A 17,535-nucleotide genomic window follows, 5' to 3' on the forward strand; every position below is an offset into this window, starting at 1 on the left:
CGGTGATCCCGCATTTCCCACAGTGATGCGGCTTTCGTAGTGTCGATGCATAAAAATCGTTGCGGATCTGTAAGGCAATTCCTGCCACTACCACCAAATCTCGGTGCCCGTTTACTCGGTCATTGAAGTGCCCATAAATCACCGATGATCATTCGTATAGCGCTGCCCTGTCATGGAAAACACCACACTCTTCACTTGCTACGAACAGGGTGACGATAATGAATACAGTCATAGTGGCGGTGAGCTAGGTGATTTTTTTAGCCCAAATTTTCAATAACGTAATCGATACAAAGGATAATTTTCATGAAAGCACTAACACTGCTGTTTCTGCGCATCTCGCTTTCAGGCCTGATGTTATTTTGGGGTGCTAACAAGCTTCTGAATACTGAAGGGAGCGTGGCGATCAGTGAGAAATACTATCTTTCGTTTATGTCCGCAGAAGGACTTTTGACCTTTTTCGGCGTGGTACAAATCGTGATTGGGGTATTAATACTGGTCGGCTTTCTACGCCGCTGGGTGCTTCCTCTGCAGTTAGTGATTAACGGAGCCTCGTTGGTGGCCGTTTTCCCCTCGATTATTGACCCGCTGGGCTGGTATCTGGAAGACACTAACTTACTTTTTTATCCTTCGCTGATTATCTTTGCCAGCAGCATGCTATTAATCGCTTTTCAGAAGGAAGACTCCTTTTCGATTGATGCTTCAATCGTTAAGAAACCCAGAACGTGGAAAGCTCGCAAAATGTGTTCACGCGACCCACACCCAAATTAAGCCTTTATGTGGAACACCTTCATGACAAGGCACTGTCATGAAGGCGTTATAGTCAGTTTTAGCTGCTAAAAGGCATCAAGCAATTAGCAACAGCTTTAAGTTGAAGGCGTCTGCGTTATCATTTGATAAATATCCATTCTCGCTGCTTCAGCTTCACTCTCATTCGGTAATTGAGTAAGTGACGATAACGCGACTATTTGATCATCCGGCTGATCGAAGAGCGCCTGTAGACGGTTATCATCCAGCTCAGCGAGATCATCCTCAGACGCCGACAACTGCAAACGCAGCATCGCTTTCAAGGCGTCAACGCCTACCTTATCGCTATCAACCGTTTTAAAGACCTGCACATAGGCATCTCCCTCTTCACTAACGCCCACCTTGACAGGCTGGTCGATGATATTGACCTGCGTACCACTGGGCACGTTATCAAATATGGAGGCAATATCCTCTGGATACATGCGTATGCAGCCCCGGCTAGCGCGCATGCCAATACCATCGGGCTGGTTGGTGCCATGAATTAAGTAGCCAGGGATATCCAATAAAATCGCATGCTCACCTAATGGATTGTCAGGGCCGGGAGGCACCACTGCCGGCGCGGGGTCTCCGCGTTCAGCGGCTTCCTGACGCATAGAGCTCGGCGGATACCATGCTGGATTCTCTAAGCGAATCGTTGTCTTGGTAATACCCAGTGGTGTGTTATAGCCTTCACGGCCAATCCCAATGGGGTAGGTTTCAACCCGTGGTGTTTCACCCGACTTGACCTCCGGGTAGTAATATAGCCTTAGCTCAGCGACGTTAATCACAATCCCCTTACGCGCTTCGTTAGGCAAAATATAGCGCCTTGGGATGGTAACGGCAGTTCCCTTACCTGGCACCCACACACTGACCTCAGGGTTAGCAGAAAGAATCTCTTCATAACCCACGTTGTGCACACGGGCGATATCAATAAGCGTATCTTCTTGGCTGGTCATTACCTGGTAATCTTGACCGATCATATTGCCCTTTTCAGGGGTAGGGAAATGATTGTTATCAGGCACTTCCTTCTCATCGCCAGAAACCAATAAAGGCCAAACCGACGTGCTAACAGCGGCCATACCAGAGACAGCGAGAACGCTCTTTTTTAAAAATATACGGCGCGTACTGGTGGTGTTCATTAAGTTCATTATTAGGCTCCTTTAAACGCTAGCAACAGGCTGGGAACGCGACCACAAGATCAAGGCAACGCCACCTAATAACATGGGTAGTGTCAGCAAATGACCCATGGTGACCCAATCAAAGGCGATGAACCCAATATGGGCATCTGGCAGTCGCACAAACTCCACCGCAAAGCGGAAAACGCCATAACCAAATAAGAAAACACCGGATAGCAGGCCTCTTCGGCGTGGTCGGCGCGACAGCCAGAAAAGCACAACAAACAGCACAGCCCCTTCCAGGAACATCTCGTATAGCGCTGAAGGGTGGCGTGGCTCAGGCCCTACCTGCGGGTATATCAGCGCCCACGGCACATCGGTGATACGACCAGGCAGCTCTTGATTAATAAAGTTACCCAACCGACCAGCGCCTAAGCCAATAGGCGCGAGAGGAGCAATAAAGTCCGCCATATCCATAAAAGCGATACGCTTTTTGCGTGCGAAAAAGAGCGTTGCAGCAATGACACCCACCAAACCACCGTGAAAGCTCATGCCTCCATCCCATACCTGAAAGACCCACAACGGGTTACTTAACCACTGCTCCATGCCATAGAAAATGGCATAGCCCAACCGGCCGCCAACAATGACGCCAACGGCGCTATAAAAAATAAGGTCACTGATGTCTTCTTTATTGAGGCCCAGGTAGTCAGCACGCCAACGCCCCAACAGCCAGGCGGATAAAAAGCCCACCACATACATTAATCCGTACCAATGAATCACCAGTGGCCCAATCGCCACAGCAATAGGTTCAATCGCAGGGTATTCCATTGCTTTCTCCGTTTATGTCTTACAGACATACCGTCAACTCATGAGGTGCACTCATGATTCAGAAGCGGTATGAAAACGCGTGTAGGTCTTCAGAAATGCAATGAAAGGCGGGGAGGTTTTTCTAAACGCTCAGGGTGTGACTGGGGATAAGGCACCTTCATCAACCATTGGGGCGAAGACGTCAAAATAGCGCCTGATATGGCGTTAGCCGCGGCAGGTGCGTAGGGCGAGCAAGAAGCATCTGCATGCTCTCCGGCTTGCTCTAACAGCGAGGGAGTGAGGCAATGGCTATCCATGCTAACAGTCGCCGAGACAGGCGCATCAACTAGGCAGCTTCCTTTGACGGCACTACTAAAGCCAGCGCCTGAAAGCGTCACCAAAACCACCAGCAACATAACAGTCAGTTGCTTGGCAATTACGCTATGCATTTTTTGCCATGTCAGCAAACATTCAGGATCCTTTTCATTTATCAGCAAGCGAGAGCGTTTTACCACAAAAAGAACAATCAGTCCAAAAGGCAGCTTTTAGTTCAATGCTAAAAGCCGCCCCACTTTTTAAATCCTGCTGGTCTACATATTACAGTGGCCGTCCGCTTCCCCTACAAAGCGCTGACGGGCATTGACCACGTACGCCGCGAGGGCTGCTAAATCAGCAGACTCCCAATCCAGCGGTTCAGCCGCCATGGGCGATACCATGCAGAGTTGTACCATTTCGTCGGCATGGACGGTTTCCATACCAAACATGTTGGTGCCCATAGCAACCGGATGAGGATATGGATGGTTGAAGGTTGCCTGATATCCCTGCTGGCCGTCACTGCCATGACAGCTCGCGCAGGAGAGACCATTGGTACTAAGCGATGTGTCGTTGAACAAGGCTTCACCACGTTCAATCAAAGACTTAGGGTTGTCGCCATTTTCATCGTAACCGGGCACATAACCATCGGGTCGAGATACCAGCTGCGTGCGCTCATTAGGCTGCATGCCTCCGCCTGCTGCACCCTCAGTCTGAGCCTCACCTTCCGCTTCGCCCTCGGCTTCTGCCTCACCTTCTCCCTCTGCCTCTGCTTCGCCCTCAGCACTAGCCTCGCCTTCAGGTTGTGCCTCTTCCTCCGCATGATTGCTTGCCAGCATGAGTCCACTTATAGCGGATTGGTCGTTGGCAAATACGTTTTGCTCATTGGCCGAAACGCCCAGTGCGACGCCACCTGCTACCAGCACCAAAGCAGGTGCGGAGTAACGCACCTGGCGACGAAGTTTATTCAGCAAATCACTGCGGGTTTGTTTAGTGAGCGACATGGGGTCACCTCTCGAAGTCAGCCTTATTGTGAAGGGCCGCGCCTTGGCAGGTCTCAGCCCAGCACTTGCCTAGTTGTTTGATTTTTTAGTACTACAATCAATCAGTGAGCGAACGCGCGACTTCCTTACACGCCAGGATCACAATGAAGGTGAATCTATCGGTTCCCGCCAGTGCAACTGATGGGCATCGAACCCGCCCATCAACCTGGGCTTCACGATTTCAAAGTAAGGCGACAAATCAAAATCACGCGGCGTGAATAATGAGTAGTGGCGTTGGGTCAGTAAAAGATCACTGTTTGCCATGAAATCAGCACTTGTGGCTGTCGTATCATCCGCGATAGGCAATATAGGGTAGTAAATCGACTGGAAGGCTTGGGCGATCAGGGTTGAGCATATTGCTCGCGTGGGGTCACCGCTGCCTAACGTCAAGAAGCGCTTACGCCAGCGCTGCGGAACGGGGGGTAATGGGAAAAAGTAACGCGCTAAATCAATGACATTATGCAAGTCATACCGATGCCCAAGGCGGCTGCCAACAAACTGAATTAACGCCTCGACCTCTTTCGCCCGAAGGCCCACAGGCCGACATATCCGTAAATGGCAGCCGTTAAATTCATTCAGCCCCACCAAACGCACCCCCTCTGCCACATCGGCTTCGATAAAACACTCTCCGTGTTGAGCACCAAAATGTCGGGCGTTATCTCTCCCCACGTGTAACGCAGCATGAGACCAGGACGACTGGGTTAAATATTTAATAACCACACTGAACCGCGATGAGCCCTCTACCAACAACACATCGCCGGGTTCTAAAAACGTGGCAATGTGATCCTCTAGCGGCCCGGCACTGATCTGTGCATGTCGAGGGCAAGACAACCAGCAACTCATCATGTAGCCCATTTTCTGCAGCACGTTTTTCATATCGCCCCCCCCCTACTTAGCACTCGTAAAGATTGGTGCTCAATCGCCCATTATCTTTACAGTGTGATCATCTAAGCAGCAGCCACACCCTTTATTTTGGTTATTTTTGGCATCACCATTGTCAATTATGAACCATTTGTTCCATAATCATTCAGGCCAGTTGAATGTAACCCGTAAACGGTCATCCGTTGATCAGAAGGAGTTTGAAATGACTGATTTTCCTTTGCATACCGCAGAAAGCGCGCCTAAAGAGGCGCAAGCTAACCTTCAAGCTGCTGAAAAGAAGATGGGCTTTCTGCCTAATATTTTCGCCAAAATGGCGGAAGCACCGACGCTACTCGAAGCTTATCTAACACTTGACGGCATTTATGCCAAAACCAGCCTTAGCCCTGTTGAACAGCAGGCAGCCTTGCTGGCCATCAGCGCGGATAACCGCTGTGAATTTTGCGTGGCAGCCCATAGCGGCGGAATCAAGAAAGCCGGTGCCGATGACGAGATCATCAAAGATCTACGCGCACGCAACACGCCTAACGACGCCAAGCTGGCGGCCGTTACGCGTTTCGCCCGTCATTTAAATGCGCAGCGCGGCTGGGCAGAGCAAACCGAGCTGGACGCTTTTTTTGAAGCAGGTTTTACCCACCAGCAGGTGCTTGAATTGGTGATTGCCTGTGCGTTGAAAACACTTTCCAACTATACCAACCATGTTGCGGGTACACCGCTGAATGAAGAGCTTAAGCCGTTAGCTTGGGAAGCGCCTGCGTCATAACGCATAACGTAAGAGTTACCTGTGGTCGCCGTAGCGGCCACAGGCGTATTTCATCAGGAGACAGTTATGATCGACGTCATGGTCGCTTACCCCAATTCTGATACATTGGCATTTGACGATGTGTATTACATTGAAAAACATTCGCCGCTAGTGAATTCATTGCTTGCCGAGCATGGGCTGCGCTATCTTCGCGTACACCGCTGTATCGACTCTCAAGCCACTTACCACTTGGTAGCACACCTAGGCTTTGAATCCGCCCAACGCTTTGAATCCGCGTTTGAAGCGATTGGTGATCAACTGCTTGCCGATATTGCCAACTTCACTAACGTTGAGCCCGTCATGCAGGTGAATGAAGTGATTGATACACCTGCATAGGTTGCTCTATAACTATAAATAGACACATTACTGCTAACCCACTTTACCCATGAGGACTGCCGTGTCGACCGCCACGCAATCTACTGAAGAGCACATCGCTACGCTGCGGCCTAAGCTTGTTGCCTTTGCACTCTTACAGTTACGCGACAACGCCGCTGCCGAAGATATTGTGCAGGATACGTTAGTCACCGCTTTGGAAAAACATTCGTCTTTCTCAGGGCGTTCGGCTTTTGAAACATGGGTGTTTGGCATTTTAAAAAATAAGATACTTGAGCGGTTTCGTTATGAGCGGCGCTATCTCTCTTGGCAGGACGATGAACTCAGCGATGAGGACTCGTTTGAAAATCTGTTTAAAGAGAACGGTCGCTGGCAAGCCGCCAGCAAACCTACTCCCTGGGGAGAACCCGACCAGGTATTAGAAAACGCGGCGTTTTGGCGTTTGCTCGACACTTGTTTAATGGTGCTACCGGATAATATTGCGCGGGTTTTTACTATGCGCGAACTCATGGGGCTAACCACTCAGGAAATTTGTGAAGCATTATCACTTAGTGATGCAAACTGCTGGGTAATTTTGCACCGTGCCCGTTTGCGGCTGCGTGACTGTATTGAAAAAGGCTGGTTAACGTCATGAAGAAACATCAAAAAACGCCCTCTCCACAGCGAAAAAAAGCACCAAGCCCCCCCGCTAAAAAAATGATGAGCCTCGTTAAAAAAGCGCTCATTGTACTGGCGTTTCTGGCCGTTCCGATTGCATGGCTAATTGCTAATGAACATACCGCACGTGAAGCGTCAGATCTTAGCGTTATTGGCAGCGGAACGCCGGTCGCCGTGCAAATTCATGACCATAGCTGCCCTCTTTGCCAACGGTTAAAAGCCAATGCAGAAGATGCCTTAGCCCAAATGGATACTCCACCAGCTTGGCGTATCGCAGATATTAACACCACCAAAGGCGCCGACTTCGCCAGTCAGCACGGTGTAGGCCATGTCACGATATTGCTATTTGATGCCCAAGGAAATCGCCAGGAAACAATCGAAGGTGTGACAAGTGCTAATTCGCTACGCGACGCCTTTGAAAAATTGTTGGCCGCTCAGCGTTAGTCAGTCAGCATTGGATTGCTTTACCCCTTGGCGTTGCATCTCAAACTGCGACGTCAACTCTATGATTGAACACAGCACCCTCTCCAAAAGGCTGCCCCTGCTTTATACGGCGCCAGCCTCCCTGTCTCCTTAAAATTCAAAAACAACTGTAAAGTTTTGCGCAGTCCGACCACAGAGCTGATGTAAAAGCTGTACCGGCAAGAGCAAAATAAATATCACTTCTGACATAACGGTTGTCATCAAACGACAAGGGAGCACTGACATGCATACCGAAACCACCCAACCTTCAGATGCTTTTCCTATAGCGCAACATGCTCACTGGTTATTACGCCTGAGCCTTGCAAGTGTCTTCATTTACATGGGAATCGACAAATTTATGGGCGCAGGCGTCACTGCGTTTTCTACCATGATGAACCTGCCAGTCATACTAGGCGCTCTTGTCGCATTAGGTGAGATTGGCACCGGGTTGTTTATCCTATTGGGTGGGCTAATAAAGGGTCGCTTAGGCGACGCAGTAACACGCCTGGGAGCATTTGGCATGGTGCCCATCCTACTCGGCGCCATCTTAATGGTGCACTGGGGACAGTGGCACTTCATGTCTACCACTTCTCACCCGCTGGGAGGCATGATGTTTCAGGTGACGCTAGCGATGATGGCCATCTATTTGCTTGCTAAAGGCAATAAAGCTTAACAACCTACCCCAACAAACCGATATCTTTGCAAAGGAGGCTTTATGTCAGATAACAAACGACAAACATTACTGGATAGCCTAACGAAGGGATTTACCTATGCGGTTCCCGTCTTGGCCCTGGTCGTTGGTGGTTCAGCCCTTCATGCTGTCTACTCTGACGTTTCTACTGAAACCGGCTACTACATGATGGCCGTGGCCGAGGGTGGAGCCGAAGCCGAGGGTGAAGCAGAAGCCGTCTTATAAATAGTAAGCCCACCCCCTATCCATTTTTATCATGCTAGTTGTGCCAATTAAGGAATTAACTATGATTATGTGCCGTGAAGCCACGCGCTTGATGTCGCTAAAGCAGGATAGAGCGCTCAACTTCCGGGAGAAAACAGCCCTTCGTTTTCACCTGTCCATGTGTGGTGCCTGCCGTGCATGCGCGCGTCAGTTCGATCTGCTGCACGCTATTGGTGAGCGCCATCCTGCCGCGCTGAAAACCCGATCGACATCCGATGACTAGGAGTCGCGCTATGCACCCACTACATGACATGGTGGTTATCACTGGCTCGCTGATGTTCAGTTGCGCGGCAATGGCCGACATCTTGTTGACGCCCAACCAGATTATGACTTGGCCAACCCGCAGTTTTGACGGTGAAACCCACTACGCAATTGTCGAAAAAGATGGTGTCAAAGTGCTGCAAGCCCAGTCACGCGGCCAGGCATCGGCTCGCTACCTGGAGCGCGAAATCAATCTAAATGAAACGCCCTACTTGCACTGGTGTTGGCAAGTCAGTAACACCTACCCAGGCTTGAACGAAACCACCAAAGCTGGCGATGATTACCCCGCTCGCATTTATGTCGCTCGTAAAACAGGACTTTTTCCTTGGCAGGTGGAGTCGGTCAACTATGTCTGGGCTTCTACCCAACCGCAGGGCGCTACTTGGCCCAATGCATTTACTCAGCGAGCGCAGCTCATTGCTCTGCAAAGCGGTGAAAATCGTGTTGGTGATTGGGTAGCTGAAGTCCGCGATGTACGTTCTGACTTTGCTGCACTCTTCGGAAGCGCGCCTAGCCATATCGATGGCATTGCTTTAATGAGCGATGGTGATAATGCAGAAGGTAACGCAACGGCTTGGTTTACCCATCTAGGTCTTTCAAGTACAAATGACGCCCCGGCCTGCCCGCAGTAAATGTCAATTGACTATCACAAATACTGAGTTAACCGCTGACTCACACCTGCTCACTGCTTAATTCTCCCCCCGACGAGTAGCCCCTTCAGCTAGGGCTGTAAACCACTCCCCAGCTCCGACGCTTCCCAGCAGTAAGTTGTTTCGGAGGGAAAAAATTTATACAAAAATTATACTTTAGAGTGCTTCCTCTTAGCTTTTCTCCTACAATGTTTTTATACAAACATTGTACGAAGAAAAATAGTAGTTACTTTTTAGCCACTGTCCTTTCTTCAACCTACAGAAGAGACAACGTTGCAGTTGCAGTGAGCTATGAGTAACGATCAGGCGGTTGCAGGGTCATTAGCAAACATCACTAAAAAACACCGAACCCCTCACAAATGCAACATTTTGTGTCATCTGGATACAAAGTGATGCTTACGATCCGGGACTGCTCTAACCTTATACACATGGCTTGAATAGACCCGTCGATAGGATTAACAACAATGCTCACACTTCTCGCTCCTCATGGTTTACACAGTGCGCTGTATCAACACACCGCTTGTATCTCTTTTACACCTGAAGGGGTTATCAAGAAGGCAAGTGAGCAATTCCTAAACGTCGTCGGTTACCCCCTTGACCAAGTGAAGGGGCAACACCACCGGATTTTCTGCTTTCCAGAAGAGAGCAGTAGCCTCGAGTACCGCTCTTTTTGGGAAACGCTGGCGGCTGGGCATAGCCAACAAGGCCGCTTTCGGCGTTCTAATGCCCAGGGCGAGGAAATTTGGTTAGAGGCCACCTACTTACCGATCAGTAATCGGCGGGGCAAGGTTATCGAGGTACTCAAAATTGCCAATGACATTACAGTTGCCCACCAAGAGGCGGAGCGCAAAAACGCCGTCTTGGATGCACTAAACAGCTCCATGGCGGTAATTGAATTTACGCCTAGCGGTGAGATTCTCAATGCCAACTCAAATTTTGAGCAGGCAATGGGGTATCGAAATGATGAACTAGTGGGTGCACACCACCGGATGTTTTGTCCCGCCAATTTTTCTCAAACCAACCCCCGCTTCTGGGAGCGGCTGGCTCAGGGCGAATACATGCAGGGTAAGTTCGAGCGTTTGGATTCTCGTGGCACCAGCGTATGGCTAGAGGCGACTTATAACCCAATTCAAGATAGCAATGGAAACGTAGTAAAAGTGGTCAAGTTCGCCACCGATATTACCCGTTCCGTTCAGGCAGCTGAATCCGCCACTCGCGCCGTCACTGCCGCCCAAAGCACCTCTTCGCAAACAGAGCAGATCGCCCAAAACGGTCTTAGCCACCTACAGCGGGTGGTACGTGACTCTGAGCAGGCGGCGCTAACCTTGGCAGAAGCGCAGCAGCTAATCGCTGCGCTTAACAAGCAGGCACAGAGTATCAATAGCATTACCGAGTCAATTGCCAAAATCGCCAATCAAACCAACCTACTATCACTCAATGCAGCGATAGAAGCCGCACGTGCAGGCGAGCAGGGTCGCGGGTTTGCAGTGGTAGCTAACGAAGTACGCCGCTTGGCCAAAGGGTCGAGTGAAGCGGTGGAGGATATTACTCGGGTACTGAAAGAGAACAGCGCCTTAGTGGAACGCACTACCCAGGCCATGCAGCAGGTAGTGGAACAAGGCAAATCGAGCCAAGTCAGCGTTGGTGAAATTGAAATTATCGTCAATGAGATACTCACCGGGGCGCGTAGTGTTTCGACCTCGATTGAGCAGTTGGCTCTCGAATCCGCTTGATGGCGCAACGCAAAAGCCAGCGCATAGGCGCTGGCTTTTCGCTTTTCATACCACTCTTGATTAACGCAGTGTCGTCTTACGCAGGTAGGGCAGCACAGTTTCGTATTCGCCGTACTTCTGCTTGGCATCTGCGTCAGAAACGCTAGGTGGAATAATCACGTCCTGGCCAATTGTCCAATCAGCTGGGGTAGCAACGCCGTGTTTCGACGTGGTTTGCAGCGCATCCAGGGCGCGTAGGATTTCCGCAAAGTTGCGCCCTACGGTCATCGGATAGGTCATGGAAAGCTTCAGCTGCTTATCGGGCCCGATAATAAATACCGAGCGCACCGTGGCGCTGTCTGCCGGTGTACGCCCATCGGGCAGGTAGGCATCTTCCGGCAGCATGTCATAAAGCTTTGACACTGTTAGGCCGTCGTCGGCGATGATCGGAAAATCGACCTCGCTGCCGCTGACGGTTTGGATATCATTGCCCCAGCGTTTGTGGTCTTCAACGCCATCCACGGAAACACCAATCACTTTGGTACCGCGTTTCTTCCACTCGGCACTCAGCTGCGCAACGGCACCGAATTCCGTCGTGCAAACCGGGGTGAAGTCTTTAGGATGTGAAAACAGGATCGCCCAGCTATCGCCAATCCAGTCGTGAAAACGAATCGGCCCTTGGCTCGTTTCCGCTTCGAAATCGGGCACGACTGCATTAATACGTAATGACATGCTTTCCTCCTTAATGGGCATTGGGTGCCCTAATAGCTTATTTGACTTACAGCACCTTCACTATAGATCATTTAGCGCTAAGACAGCGAGTTCCAAGACAGTGTTCATATTCACTCTCGTATCAATACACCATCCTAGAATAGTACGGGAAGTGGCTGCTACCTTAACCATCTAGCCAAGAAAACGCCTCCATGCAGGAGGCGTTTGGCTGGTGCTTTACGTTTCCTTCAAGCAAGTATCAAGCAAATACTTCAGTCCACTCGCTGCGCTTGGCGAGCAGGTTACGGGCCAGTTCCTGGGCGCCTTCCAAGCTGTGACTGGCGGCCCAACCGCACTGCATTTCATTGCAGGCAGGTACTTCGGTGGCTTCTAGCACATCGTTCAGAGTTTGTTCGATGATGGTGATCACGCCGTCGTAGTCGTCGTGGTTGATCATCGCGATATAGAAGCCGGTTTGGCAGCCCATGGGGCTTATATCAACCACTTTATCGGTGTGATTGCGCGACAGTTCAGCCATTAAGTGCTCAAGGGAGTGCAGCGCGGGCATATCCATATGCGCTTTGTTGGGCTGGCAGATACGCAGGTCGTATTTATGGATACGATCGCCATTCTGGCCTTCCTTGATATCGGCTAACCGTACGTACGGGGCTTTTACCTTAGTGTGATCCAGGTTAAAGCTCTCAACGTTCATCTTTTTATCGGTCATGTTAGCTCCTTCTTAGCTTATACCTTGGGCGCGTCAAAATTCCATGGCTCATCGGTGTAAACGCACACATTGGCGTCTTCGATATCGCCATCCGGTGCTTCCACGTGTTTGGCAAAGAAGTCTTGAATCTCTTTGCGCTGGCAGTGCGCTTCAAACTCTTCACGACTGGCCCAGATTTCATGAAAAACAATCGGGTAACTGGTGCCCTGGGCGAAGGGATTATCGATCTGCCGGGTCACAGTGTAGTGAATGCACGCGTCTTCACGGTGGGTATTCGGCTCTAACGACTGAAGCGCTTTGAATACCGCTTCTTCTTTACCCGGTTTGGGTTTAAAACCGGCAACACAGTAAATTTTTTCTGACATGCTCATCTCCTAAGTCGTTAAGCGTGCGTCATTATGCGGCTTGTCGACGTAGGTTAACAACCTAGCGGATGATGCGTTCCGCCAATGTCTCTAGATCGGTAGCCGTCATATCCGGCTCGACTCCCCATGGGTCAAAGGGGGCATCTGAGCTGCGGCGTATCCAGGCACTCCGTAACCCTGCATGGGCGGCGCCAATCACATCAAAGGAGTTACTGGACACTAGCCATGTGTGCTCTGGGCGCGTCTCTAAGCGACTACGCAGATGAGAGTAAACCGCTGGGTCTGGCTTAAAGCGTTTTACCTCATCGGCGCTGATCACATCGTCCATATGGCTCTCAACGCCCGCACGCGTTAATAACTTTGACACGGCATCGGCAGTACCGTTCGAAAACGCCACGCAGCGTATGCCTGCATCGCGAAGCTGATCAAGCGCAGGTACTACATCGTCAAAAGCAGGTAGCTCAGCATAAACCGCCATCAGGTGGTCGTGGTCGTTATCTGAGAGACCGGTTTGCAGTGCGCGGTCAATAAACACCAGCGCTTCGCGGGTACACTCCGAAAACGGCACGTATGCCCCCATCAAGCCATGGCGAAAGCTGTATTCCAGCTGTTTATCGCGCCAGCGTCGGGCGAACTCACCTGCTTTGGAAGCATCCGTTAGGCGTCGCTCCAGCTCCACCGTAACGCCTTGGGTATCAATCAGCGTACCGTATACATCGAAGGCTAATACCGGTTGCATCGGTGGCTACTCCTTAACTATCAAATGACTTATAAAACTATCAAATGGCTTATAACGCTTGCTAGCATACTGCTATTAAGCATAGCTGCCCCCTTTCAAAAACAGACACGCCGCTGCACAGGCAGCGGCGCTCTTAAGGCGACAAGTGTCTCTTAAACAGTAAATGCCGCCTCTTGTTCACCGGTTTTTAGATCGCCAGAGCGCACCAGTTCATCGGTAACGCGATCAATGGCGCGTTTGGCACGGCCAATCATCTCGTCCACTTCTTCACGGTTGATGGTCAGCGGCGGTGCGAAACCGAGAATATCGCCCTGGGGCATGGCGCGGGCAATCAAGTTCTCTTCCATGGCAGCAGCGGCAACACGGGGGCCGACTTTGAGTGCCGGGTCGAAATGCAGGCGCTGCTTGGCATCCGGTGAGAATTCCAGTGCAGCCATTAGGCCAACGCCGCGAACATCGCCCAGCAGCGGATGGCCTTCGAAGTGGGCCTTAAGCTGCTGCTGGAAGTAAGCACCGGTTTCTGCAGCGTTACCCACCAGGTTTTCACGTTCGATAATATCCAGGTTAGCAAGGCCCGCCGCGCAGCCCAAGGCGTGACCGGAGTAGGTCCAGCCGTGGCCGATGGGGCCATATTCACCGGTGCCCTGTTCGAGTACCTGCCAGACTTTCTCACCGACAATCACGCCAGACAGCGGCTGATAGGCGCTGGTGAGGCCTTTGGCGATAGTGACCAGATCAGGCTTCATATTGTAGTGGTGGCTGCCGAAATCAGAGCCAGTACGGCCAAAACCACACACCACTTCATCGGCAATTAGCAGCACGTCGTACTTCGCCAGCACGGCTTGGATCGCATCCCAGTAGCCTTCCGGCGGCGGTACGATACCGCCAGTACCCAGCACCGGCTCGCCGATAAAGGCGGCGACGGTATCTGGGCCCTCTTCCAAAATCATCGCTTCTAGCTTATTGGCACAGAACGCGGAGAACTCAAGCTCGGTCATACCGTGCTGCTCGGCGGCACGCAGGTAGTAGTGCGGTGCTTCGGTATGACGAATGGTATCAATCGGCAGATCGAAGTGGTCGTGGAACGCTTTTAGGCCGGTTAACGAACCCGAGGCGATACCGGAACCGTGGTAACCGCGCATGCGTGAGATGACCTTTTTCTTCTGCGGGCGACCCAGCACGTTGTTGTAGTAGCGCACTATTTTGAGCTGAGTTTCGTTGGCATCCGAGCCAGACATACCGTAGTAGACCTTGGACATATTCATCCCGGCGATTTTCAGGATGCGCTCGGAAAGCTCGATCTGCGGCTCGTTAGAGTGGCCCACATAGGTGTGGTAGTAAGAGAGTTCCAACGCTTGCTTGTAGATTGCCTCGGCGACTTCGGTGCGCCCGTAGCCGATATTAACGCAGTAAAGCCCGGCGAAGCCGTCGATAAATTCGCGGCCATCTTTATCCACGATATTGATGCCTTTACCGCCGGTAATTACGCGGCCCGGCGAATCGCCATGGGCGAAATCACGCAGGTGGGTAGAGGCGTGAAAAGTGACTTTACGGTCGCGTTCGATTAAATCCTGATGCAAGCTCATAGCGTTCTCTCTATACAGTAAACCTCCCCAATGTTTGGGGAGGGCATTTTAAAGGTTTGCTTACGGCTGGGAATAAAAGCGCCGCTAGCTACCGGAGACGGAACCCAGCGCGCCCAGGCAGTAATACTTCGTTTCCAGATACTCATCGATGCCGGTAGCGCCGCCTTCACGGCCAAGGCCAGACTGCTTTACGCCGCCAAACGGCACTGGCGGGCCGGTCATCTTAACGGAGTTGACGCTGACCATGCCGTATTCCAGCGCGCGCATTAGCTTCCAGATGCGGCGGATATCGTGGGTGTAGATGTACGCAGCGAGGCCGTACTCGGTGTCGTTGGCCATTTCAATCACTTCGTCATCAGTGCTGTAAGCGGTGATACCAGCCACAGGTGCGAAGTTCTCTTCCCGCCATACCTTCATTTTTGGCGTTACGCCGGTCAGCATCACCGGCATAAAGAAGTTCTCACCGGGCGCCTGGCTTTGATCACCACCGATCATAGTGGCACCCTTGGAAACAGCGTCATCGACAATCGCGGCCGCTTTTTCCACCGCCTGGCGGTGAATCAGCGGGCCAAGATCAATCTCACTCTGCAACCCGTTGCCCAAGGTTAGCGCCAGCATACGCTCGCTAAAATACTCGACAAATTCATCATGGATGGATTCGTGAACCAGAATACGGTTGGCGGCCAAGCAGTCCTGCCCCGCGGTTTGGAACTTGGCGTCGATTGCCGCGAAGGCCGCCTCTTTAGGATCCATATCTGGCCCCACTATAAAGGGCGCGTTGCCACCTAATTCCAGGGAGAGCCGCTTGACGGTGTTGGCGCTCTGCTCAATGAGCAGGCGACCGACTCGGGTGGAACCGGTGAATGACAACGCCCGAATGCGCGATTCAGCGCAGAGAATCTTCGAGACTTCCGCCGGGTCGCCCAGCACCACGTTGAAAATCCCCGCTGGAATCCCCGCACGCTCGGCCAACTCCGCCAGCGCCAACGCAGAGTATGGCGTTTCATTGGCGGGTTTGACGATCACCGGGCAGCCCGCCGCCAGCGCTGCTGCGGCTTTACGGGTAATCATTGCCAGCGGGAAGTTCCACGGCGTAATCATTGCCGCGATGCCGACCGGCTCTTTAATGGTACCGAGTGAGGCGTTGGGGATATGGCTGGGGATGGTTTCACCGTAGGTGCGTTTGCCCTCTTCAGCGAACCAGCGCACAAAGCTGGCACCGTACTGCACCTCACCGCGGGCATCGGGCAGCGGCTTGCCCTGCTCCAGCGTCATGATGGTAGCCAAATCTTCGCGGTTAGCTTGAATCAAGTCGTACCACGCTAACAGTTTCTCGCAGCGCTCATCCGCACGCAGTGCCCGCCACTGTACAAATGCGTCTTCCGCGGCATCAACCGCAGCGGTAATCTGCTCGGCTTCCAATAGCGGGATATGGCCAATGGCTTCATTGGTGGCAGGGTCATAAACGGCTTCTTCGCGACCGCCTTCCCCGTGGGTCCACTTGCCGTTCACGTAGGCGTACTGCCGGAACAGACGCGGATCTTCCAGGCGCTTGGCGAGCGTGGTCGAAAGTGTGGTCATGGGAACCTCCCCTTAAATGCAGTCTGGCTAACCTAGCGCTGCAGAAACTGTGTGGCATTGCTAGCAAGCGCTCATTAGCCTTGCTGTGGAATGCCTACAGGTTAACGGAGAGTGGCCACGAAGTGTTTTTGAAAACCGCGCCTTATAGCGCGACTTTTTTTGTCAGTGGGCGTTTGGCAGTGGTTTTTTTTGGTGAAGCGCTAACATCACCAACCAAAATGCTTAGCGTAAAATCAACATGGCACACTGTGACTTGAGCAGCACATTAGTCGTGGTACTGCCAACTAGCCACTGACGCAGCCGCGTATGACCGTAAGCCCCCATTGCCAGCAGGCCTATATCATGCGATTGAATATGGTCAATTAGTGCATCACTGATATGCGCATCATTTTTAAGCAAAAACGATTCAGCAGGAATATCATTTTCTTGCAGCAGATTAACGGCCCACTGCAGCTGTTCTTTATGTTCATCGGTGTGCCCGCCCACCATCACAACATCACAGGGAATGCCAGAGAAGAGCGGGCTTTCCGCAATCAGCCTTACCCCTTTCACGGTACTCACCCTGCCATCAAACGCCAACATAACGCGCTTGGGTACTTCAAATGCTTCCTGGACGACCAAAAGAGGCCGATGCACCACTCGAATCGTTTTTTCCAGATGGCTACCCAAATGGCTTTTGAGCGAGCTGTGACCATTTTTCCCCACAATGACCAATCGGATTTCATCATCAAGATCATCGAGCGCTTCGACTAACCCTCCCTCCTCAATATACTGAGAAGCAGGCTCAACATCATGACTTTTAATCCTTTCTGTGGCTTTTTTCATTATTTCCTTTGCATGTTCATGCTGTAATTCAGCACGTTGCAAATCAAGTTTTTCCATTTTATCCTGGAGTTCACTATTTTGCGATGCGTCCTGATTAGCTTCATTTCGTTCAATTACATTTAATAAAGCCAACGGGGTTGCCAACCGCTTACTTGTCCAAGCTGCCATATCGCACACAGCCGATGTCGTCGGGGAACCATCAACACAGGCTACAATATATTTTGCCATCA

General features: G+C 51.5%; 22 protein-coding genes. 10 read left to right on the plus strand and 12 right to left on the minus strand.

The genetic code is table 11. The annotated features are described in order from the left end of the window. The first annotated feature begins 303 nt into the window (after nucleotides 1-303). Complete coding sequence (locus QT231_RS05710; protein WP_308335955.1) at nucleotides 304-768, plus strand: DoxX family membrane protein; 465 nt, start codon at nucleotides 304-306, stop codon at nucleotides 766-768. 95 nt (nucleotides 769-863) lie between these two features. On the opposite strand, the gene QT231_RS05715 is transcribed toward QT231_RS05710, so the two are convergent. The 5 genes from QT231_RS05715 to QT231_RS05735 all read right to left on the minus strand — a co-directional run bounded on the left by QT231_RS05715 (nucleotide 864) and on the right by QT231_RS05735 (nucleotide 4,936). After that, entirely contained in the window at nucleotides 864-1,922 is a 1,059-nt protein-coding gene (locus QT231_RS05715; RefSeq protein WP_308336052.1) for a L,D-transpeptidase family protein, read from the minus strand. A 21-nt stretch (nucleotides 1,923-1,943) separates the two neighbouring features. Continuing rightward, entirely contained in the window at nucleotides 1,944-2,726 is a 783-nt protein-coding gene (gene lgt / locus QT231_RS05720; protein ID WP_308335956.1) for a prolipoprotein diacylglyceryl transferase, read from the minus strand. 89 nt (nucleotides 2,727-2,815) lie between these two features. Then, complete coding sequence (locus QT231_RS05725; protein WP_308335957.1) at nucleotides 2,816-3,172, minus strand: hypothetical protein; 357 nt, start codon at nucleotides 3,170-3,172, stop codon at nucleotides 2,816-2,818. A gap of 123 nt (nucleotides 3,173-3,295) precedes the next feature. Next, nucleotides 3,296-4,021 carry a hypothetical protein gene (locus QT231_RS05730; protein WP_308335958.1) on the minus strand — a complete coding sequence of 242 codons (726 nt, stop codon included), beginning with the start codon at nucleotides 4,019-4,021 and terminating at the stop codon, nucleotides 3,296-3,298. 138 nt (nucleotides 4,022-4,159) lie between these two features. Beyond that, nucleotides 4,160-4,936, minus strand: coding sequence for a YiiX/YebB-like N1pC/P60 family cysteine hydrolase (locus tag QT231_RS05735; RefSeq protein ID WP_308335959.1), 777 nt, complete (start codon nucleotides 4,934-4,936; stop codon nucleotides 4,160-4,162). A 208-nt stretch (nucleotides 4,937-5,144) separates the two neighbouring features. Here QT231_RS05735 and QT231_RS05740 point away from each other — a divergent pair, with 208 nt between their 5' ends. The 9 genes from QT231_RS05740 to QT231_RS05780 all read left to right on the plus strand — a co-directional run bounded on the left by QT231_RS05740 (nucleotide 5,145) and on the right by QT231_RS05780 (nucleotide 10,792). Beyond that, entirely contained in the window at nucleotides 5,145-5,702 is a 558-nt protein-coding gene (locus QT231_RS05740) for a carboxymuconolactone decarboxylase family protein (protein ID WP_308335960.1), read from the plus strand. Between the two features lie 66 nt (nucleotides 5,703-5,768). Beyond that, the gene (locus tag QT231_RS05745) at nucleotides 5,769-6,077 is read left to right on the plus strand and encodes an EthD family reductase (protein ID WP_308335961.1); all 309 of its coding nucleotides are present in this window, start codon (nucleotides 5,769-5,771) and stop codon (nucleotides 6,075-6,077) included. Between the two features lie 61 nt (nucleotides 6,078-6,138). Next, nucleotides 6,139-6,708, plus strand: a complete 570-nt coding sequence (locus QT231_RS05750) for a sigma-70 family RNA polymerase sigma factor (protein WP_308335962.1) — start codon at nucleotides 6,139-6,141, stop codon at nucleotides 6,706-6,708. Then, a complete protein-coding gene (locus tag QT231_RS05755; RefSeq protein ID WP_308335963.1) occupies nucleotides 6,705-7,175 on the plus strand; it encodes a thioredoxin domain-containing protein in 471 nt (156 codons plus the stop codon). The genes QT231_RS05750 and QT231_RS05755 overlap by 4 nt, the downstream gene beginning before the upstream one ends. 262 nt (nucleotides 7,176-7,437) lie before the next feature. Further along, nucleotides 7,438-7,866 carry a DoxX family protein gene (locus QT231_RS05760; RefSeq protein WP_308335964.1) on the plus strand — a complete coding sequence of 143 codons (429 nt, stop codon included), beginning with the start codon at nucleotides 7,438-7,440 and terminating at the stop codon, nucleotides 7,864-7,866. Between the two features lie 42 nt (nucleotides 7,867-7,908). Beyond that, the gene (locus tag QT231_RS05765) at nucleotides 7,909-8,109 is read left to right on the plus strand and encodes a hypothetical protein (protein ID WP_308335965.1); all 201 of its coding nucleotides are present in this window, start codon (nucleotides 7,909-7,911) and stop codon (nucleotides 8,107-8,109) included. Nucleotides 8,110-8,170: 61 nt separating this feature from the next. Further along, nucleotides 8,171-8,371 (plus strand): zf-HC2 domain-containing protein, encoded by a 201-nt coding sequence (locus tag QT231_RS05770; protein ID WP_308335966.1) that lies wholly within the window; start codon nucleotides 8,171-8,173, stop codon nucleotides 8,369-8,371. A 10-nt stretch (nucleotides 8,372-8,381) separates the two neighbouring features. Continuing rightward, complete coding sequence (locus QT231_RS05775) at nucleotides 8,382-9,041, plus strand: DUF3047 domain-containing protein (protein ID WP_308335967.1); 660 nt, start codon at nucleotides 8,382-8,384, stop codon at nucleotides 9,039-9,041. A 482-nt stretch (nucleotides 9,042-9,523) separates the two neighbouring features. Further along, nucleotides 9,524-10,792 (plus strand): PAS domain-containing methyl-accepting chemotaxis protein, encoded by a 1,269-nt coding sequence (locus QT231_RS05780; RefSeq protein WP_308335968.1) that lies wholly within the window; start codon nucleotides 9,524-9,526, stop codon nucleotides 10,790-10,792. A gap of 60 nt (nucleotides 10,793-10,852) precedes the next feature. On the opposite strand, the gene QT231_RS05785 is transcribed toward QT231_RS05780, so the two are convergent. The 7 genes from QT231_RS05785 to QT231_RS05815 all read right to left on the minus strand — a co-directional run bounded on the left by QT231_RS05785 (nucleotide 10,853) and on the right by QT231_RS05815 (nucleotide 17,533). Next, a complete protein-coding gene (locus QT231_RS05785; protein WP_308335969.1) occupies nucleotides 10,853-11,503 on the minus strand; it encodes a peroxiredoxin in 651 nt (216 codons plus the stop codon). A 238-nt stretch (nucleotides 11,504-11,741) separates the two neighbouring features. Further along, on the minus strand, nucleotides 11,742-12,209 hold the full coding sequence (locus QT231_RS05790) for an S-ribosylhomocysteine lyase (protein ID WP_007113703.1): 468 nt from the start codon (nucleotides 12,207-12,209) through the stop codon (nucleotides 11,742-11,744). A gap of 17 nt (nucleotides 12,210-12,226) precedes the next feature. Continuing rightward, nucleotides 12,227-12,574 (minus strand): putative quinol monooxygenase, encoded by a 348-nt coding sequence (locus QT231_RS05795; protein ID WP_022522330.1) that lies wholly within the window; start codon nucleotides 12,572-12,574, stop codon nucleotides 12,227-12,229. A gap of 61 nt (nucleotides 12,575-12,635) precedes the next feature. Further along, complete coding sequence (locus QT231_RS05800) at nucleotides 12,636-13,313, minus strand: haloacid dehalogenase type II (RefSeq protein ID WP_308335970.1); 678 nt, start codon at nucleotides 13,311-13,313, stop codon at nucleotides 12,636-12,638. A gap of 152 nt (nucleotides 13,314-13,465) precedes the next feature. After that, nucleotides 13,466-14,899 (minus strand): aspartate aminotransferase family protein, encoded by a 1,434-nt coding sequence (locus QT231_RS05805; protein WP_308335971.1) that lies wholly within the window; start codon nucleotides 14,897-14,899, stop codon nucleotides 13,466-13,468. Between the two features lie 84 nt (nucleotides 14,900-14,983). Beyond that, nucleotides 14,984-16,480, minus strand: a complete 1,497-nt coding sequence (locus tag QT231_RS05810; protein WP_308335972.1) for an NAD-dependent succinate-semialdehyde dehydrogenase — start codon at nucleotides 16,478-16,480, stop codon at nucleotides 14,984-14,986. Between the two features lie 222 nt (nucleotides 16,481-16,702). Next, nucleotides 16,703-17,533: a universal stress protein gene (locus QT231_RS05815; RefSeq protein WP_308335973.1), complete on the minus strand. Its 831-nt coding sequence runs from the start codon at nucleotides 17,531-17,533 to the stop codon at nucleotides 16,703-16,705. Nucleotides 17,534-17,535: the final 2 nt, after the last annotated feature.

This window comes from Halomonas sp. SpR1 (assembly GCF_031010175.1).
Lineage (GTDB): Bacteria > Pseudomonadota > Gammaproteobacteria > Pseudomonadales > Halomonadaceae > Vreelandella.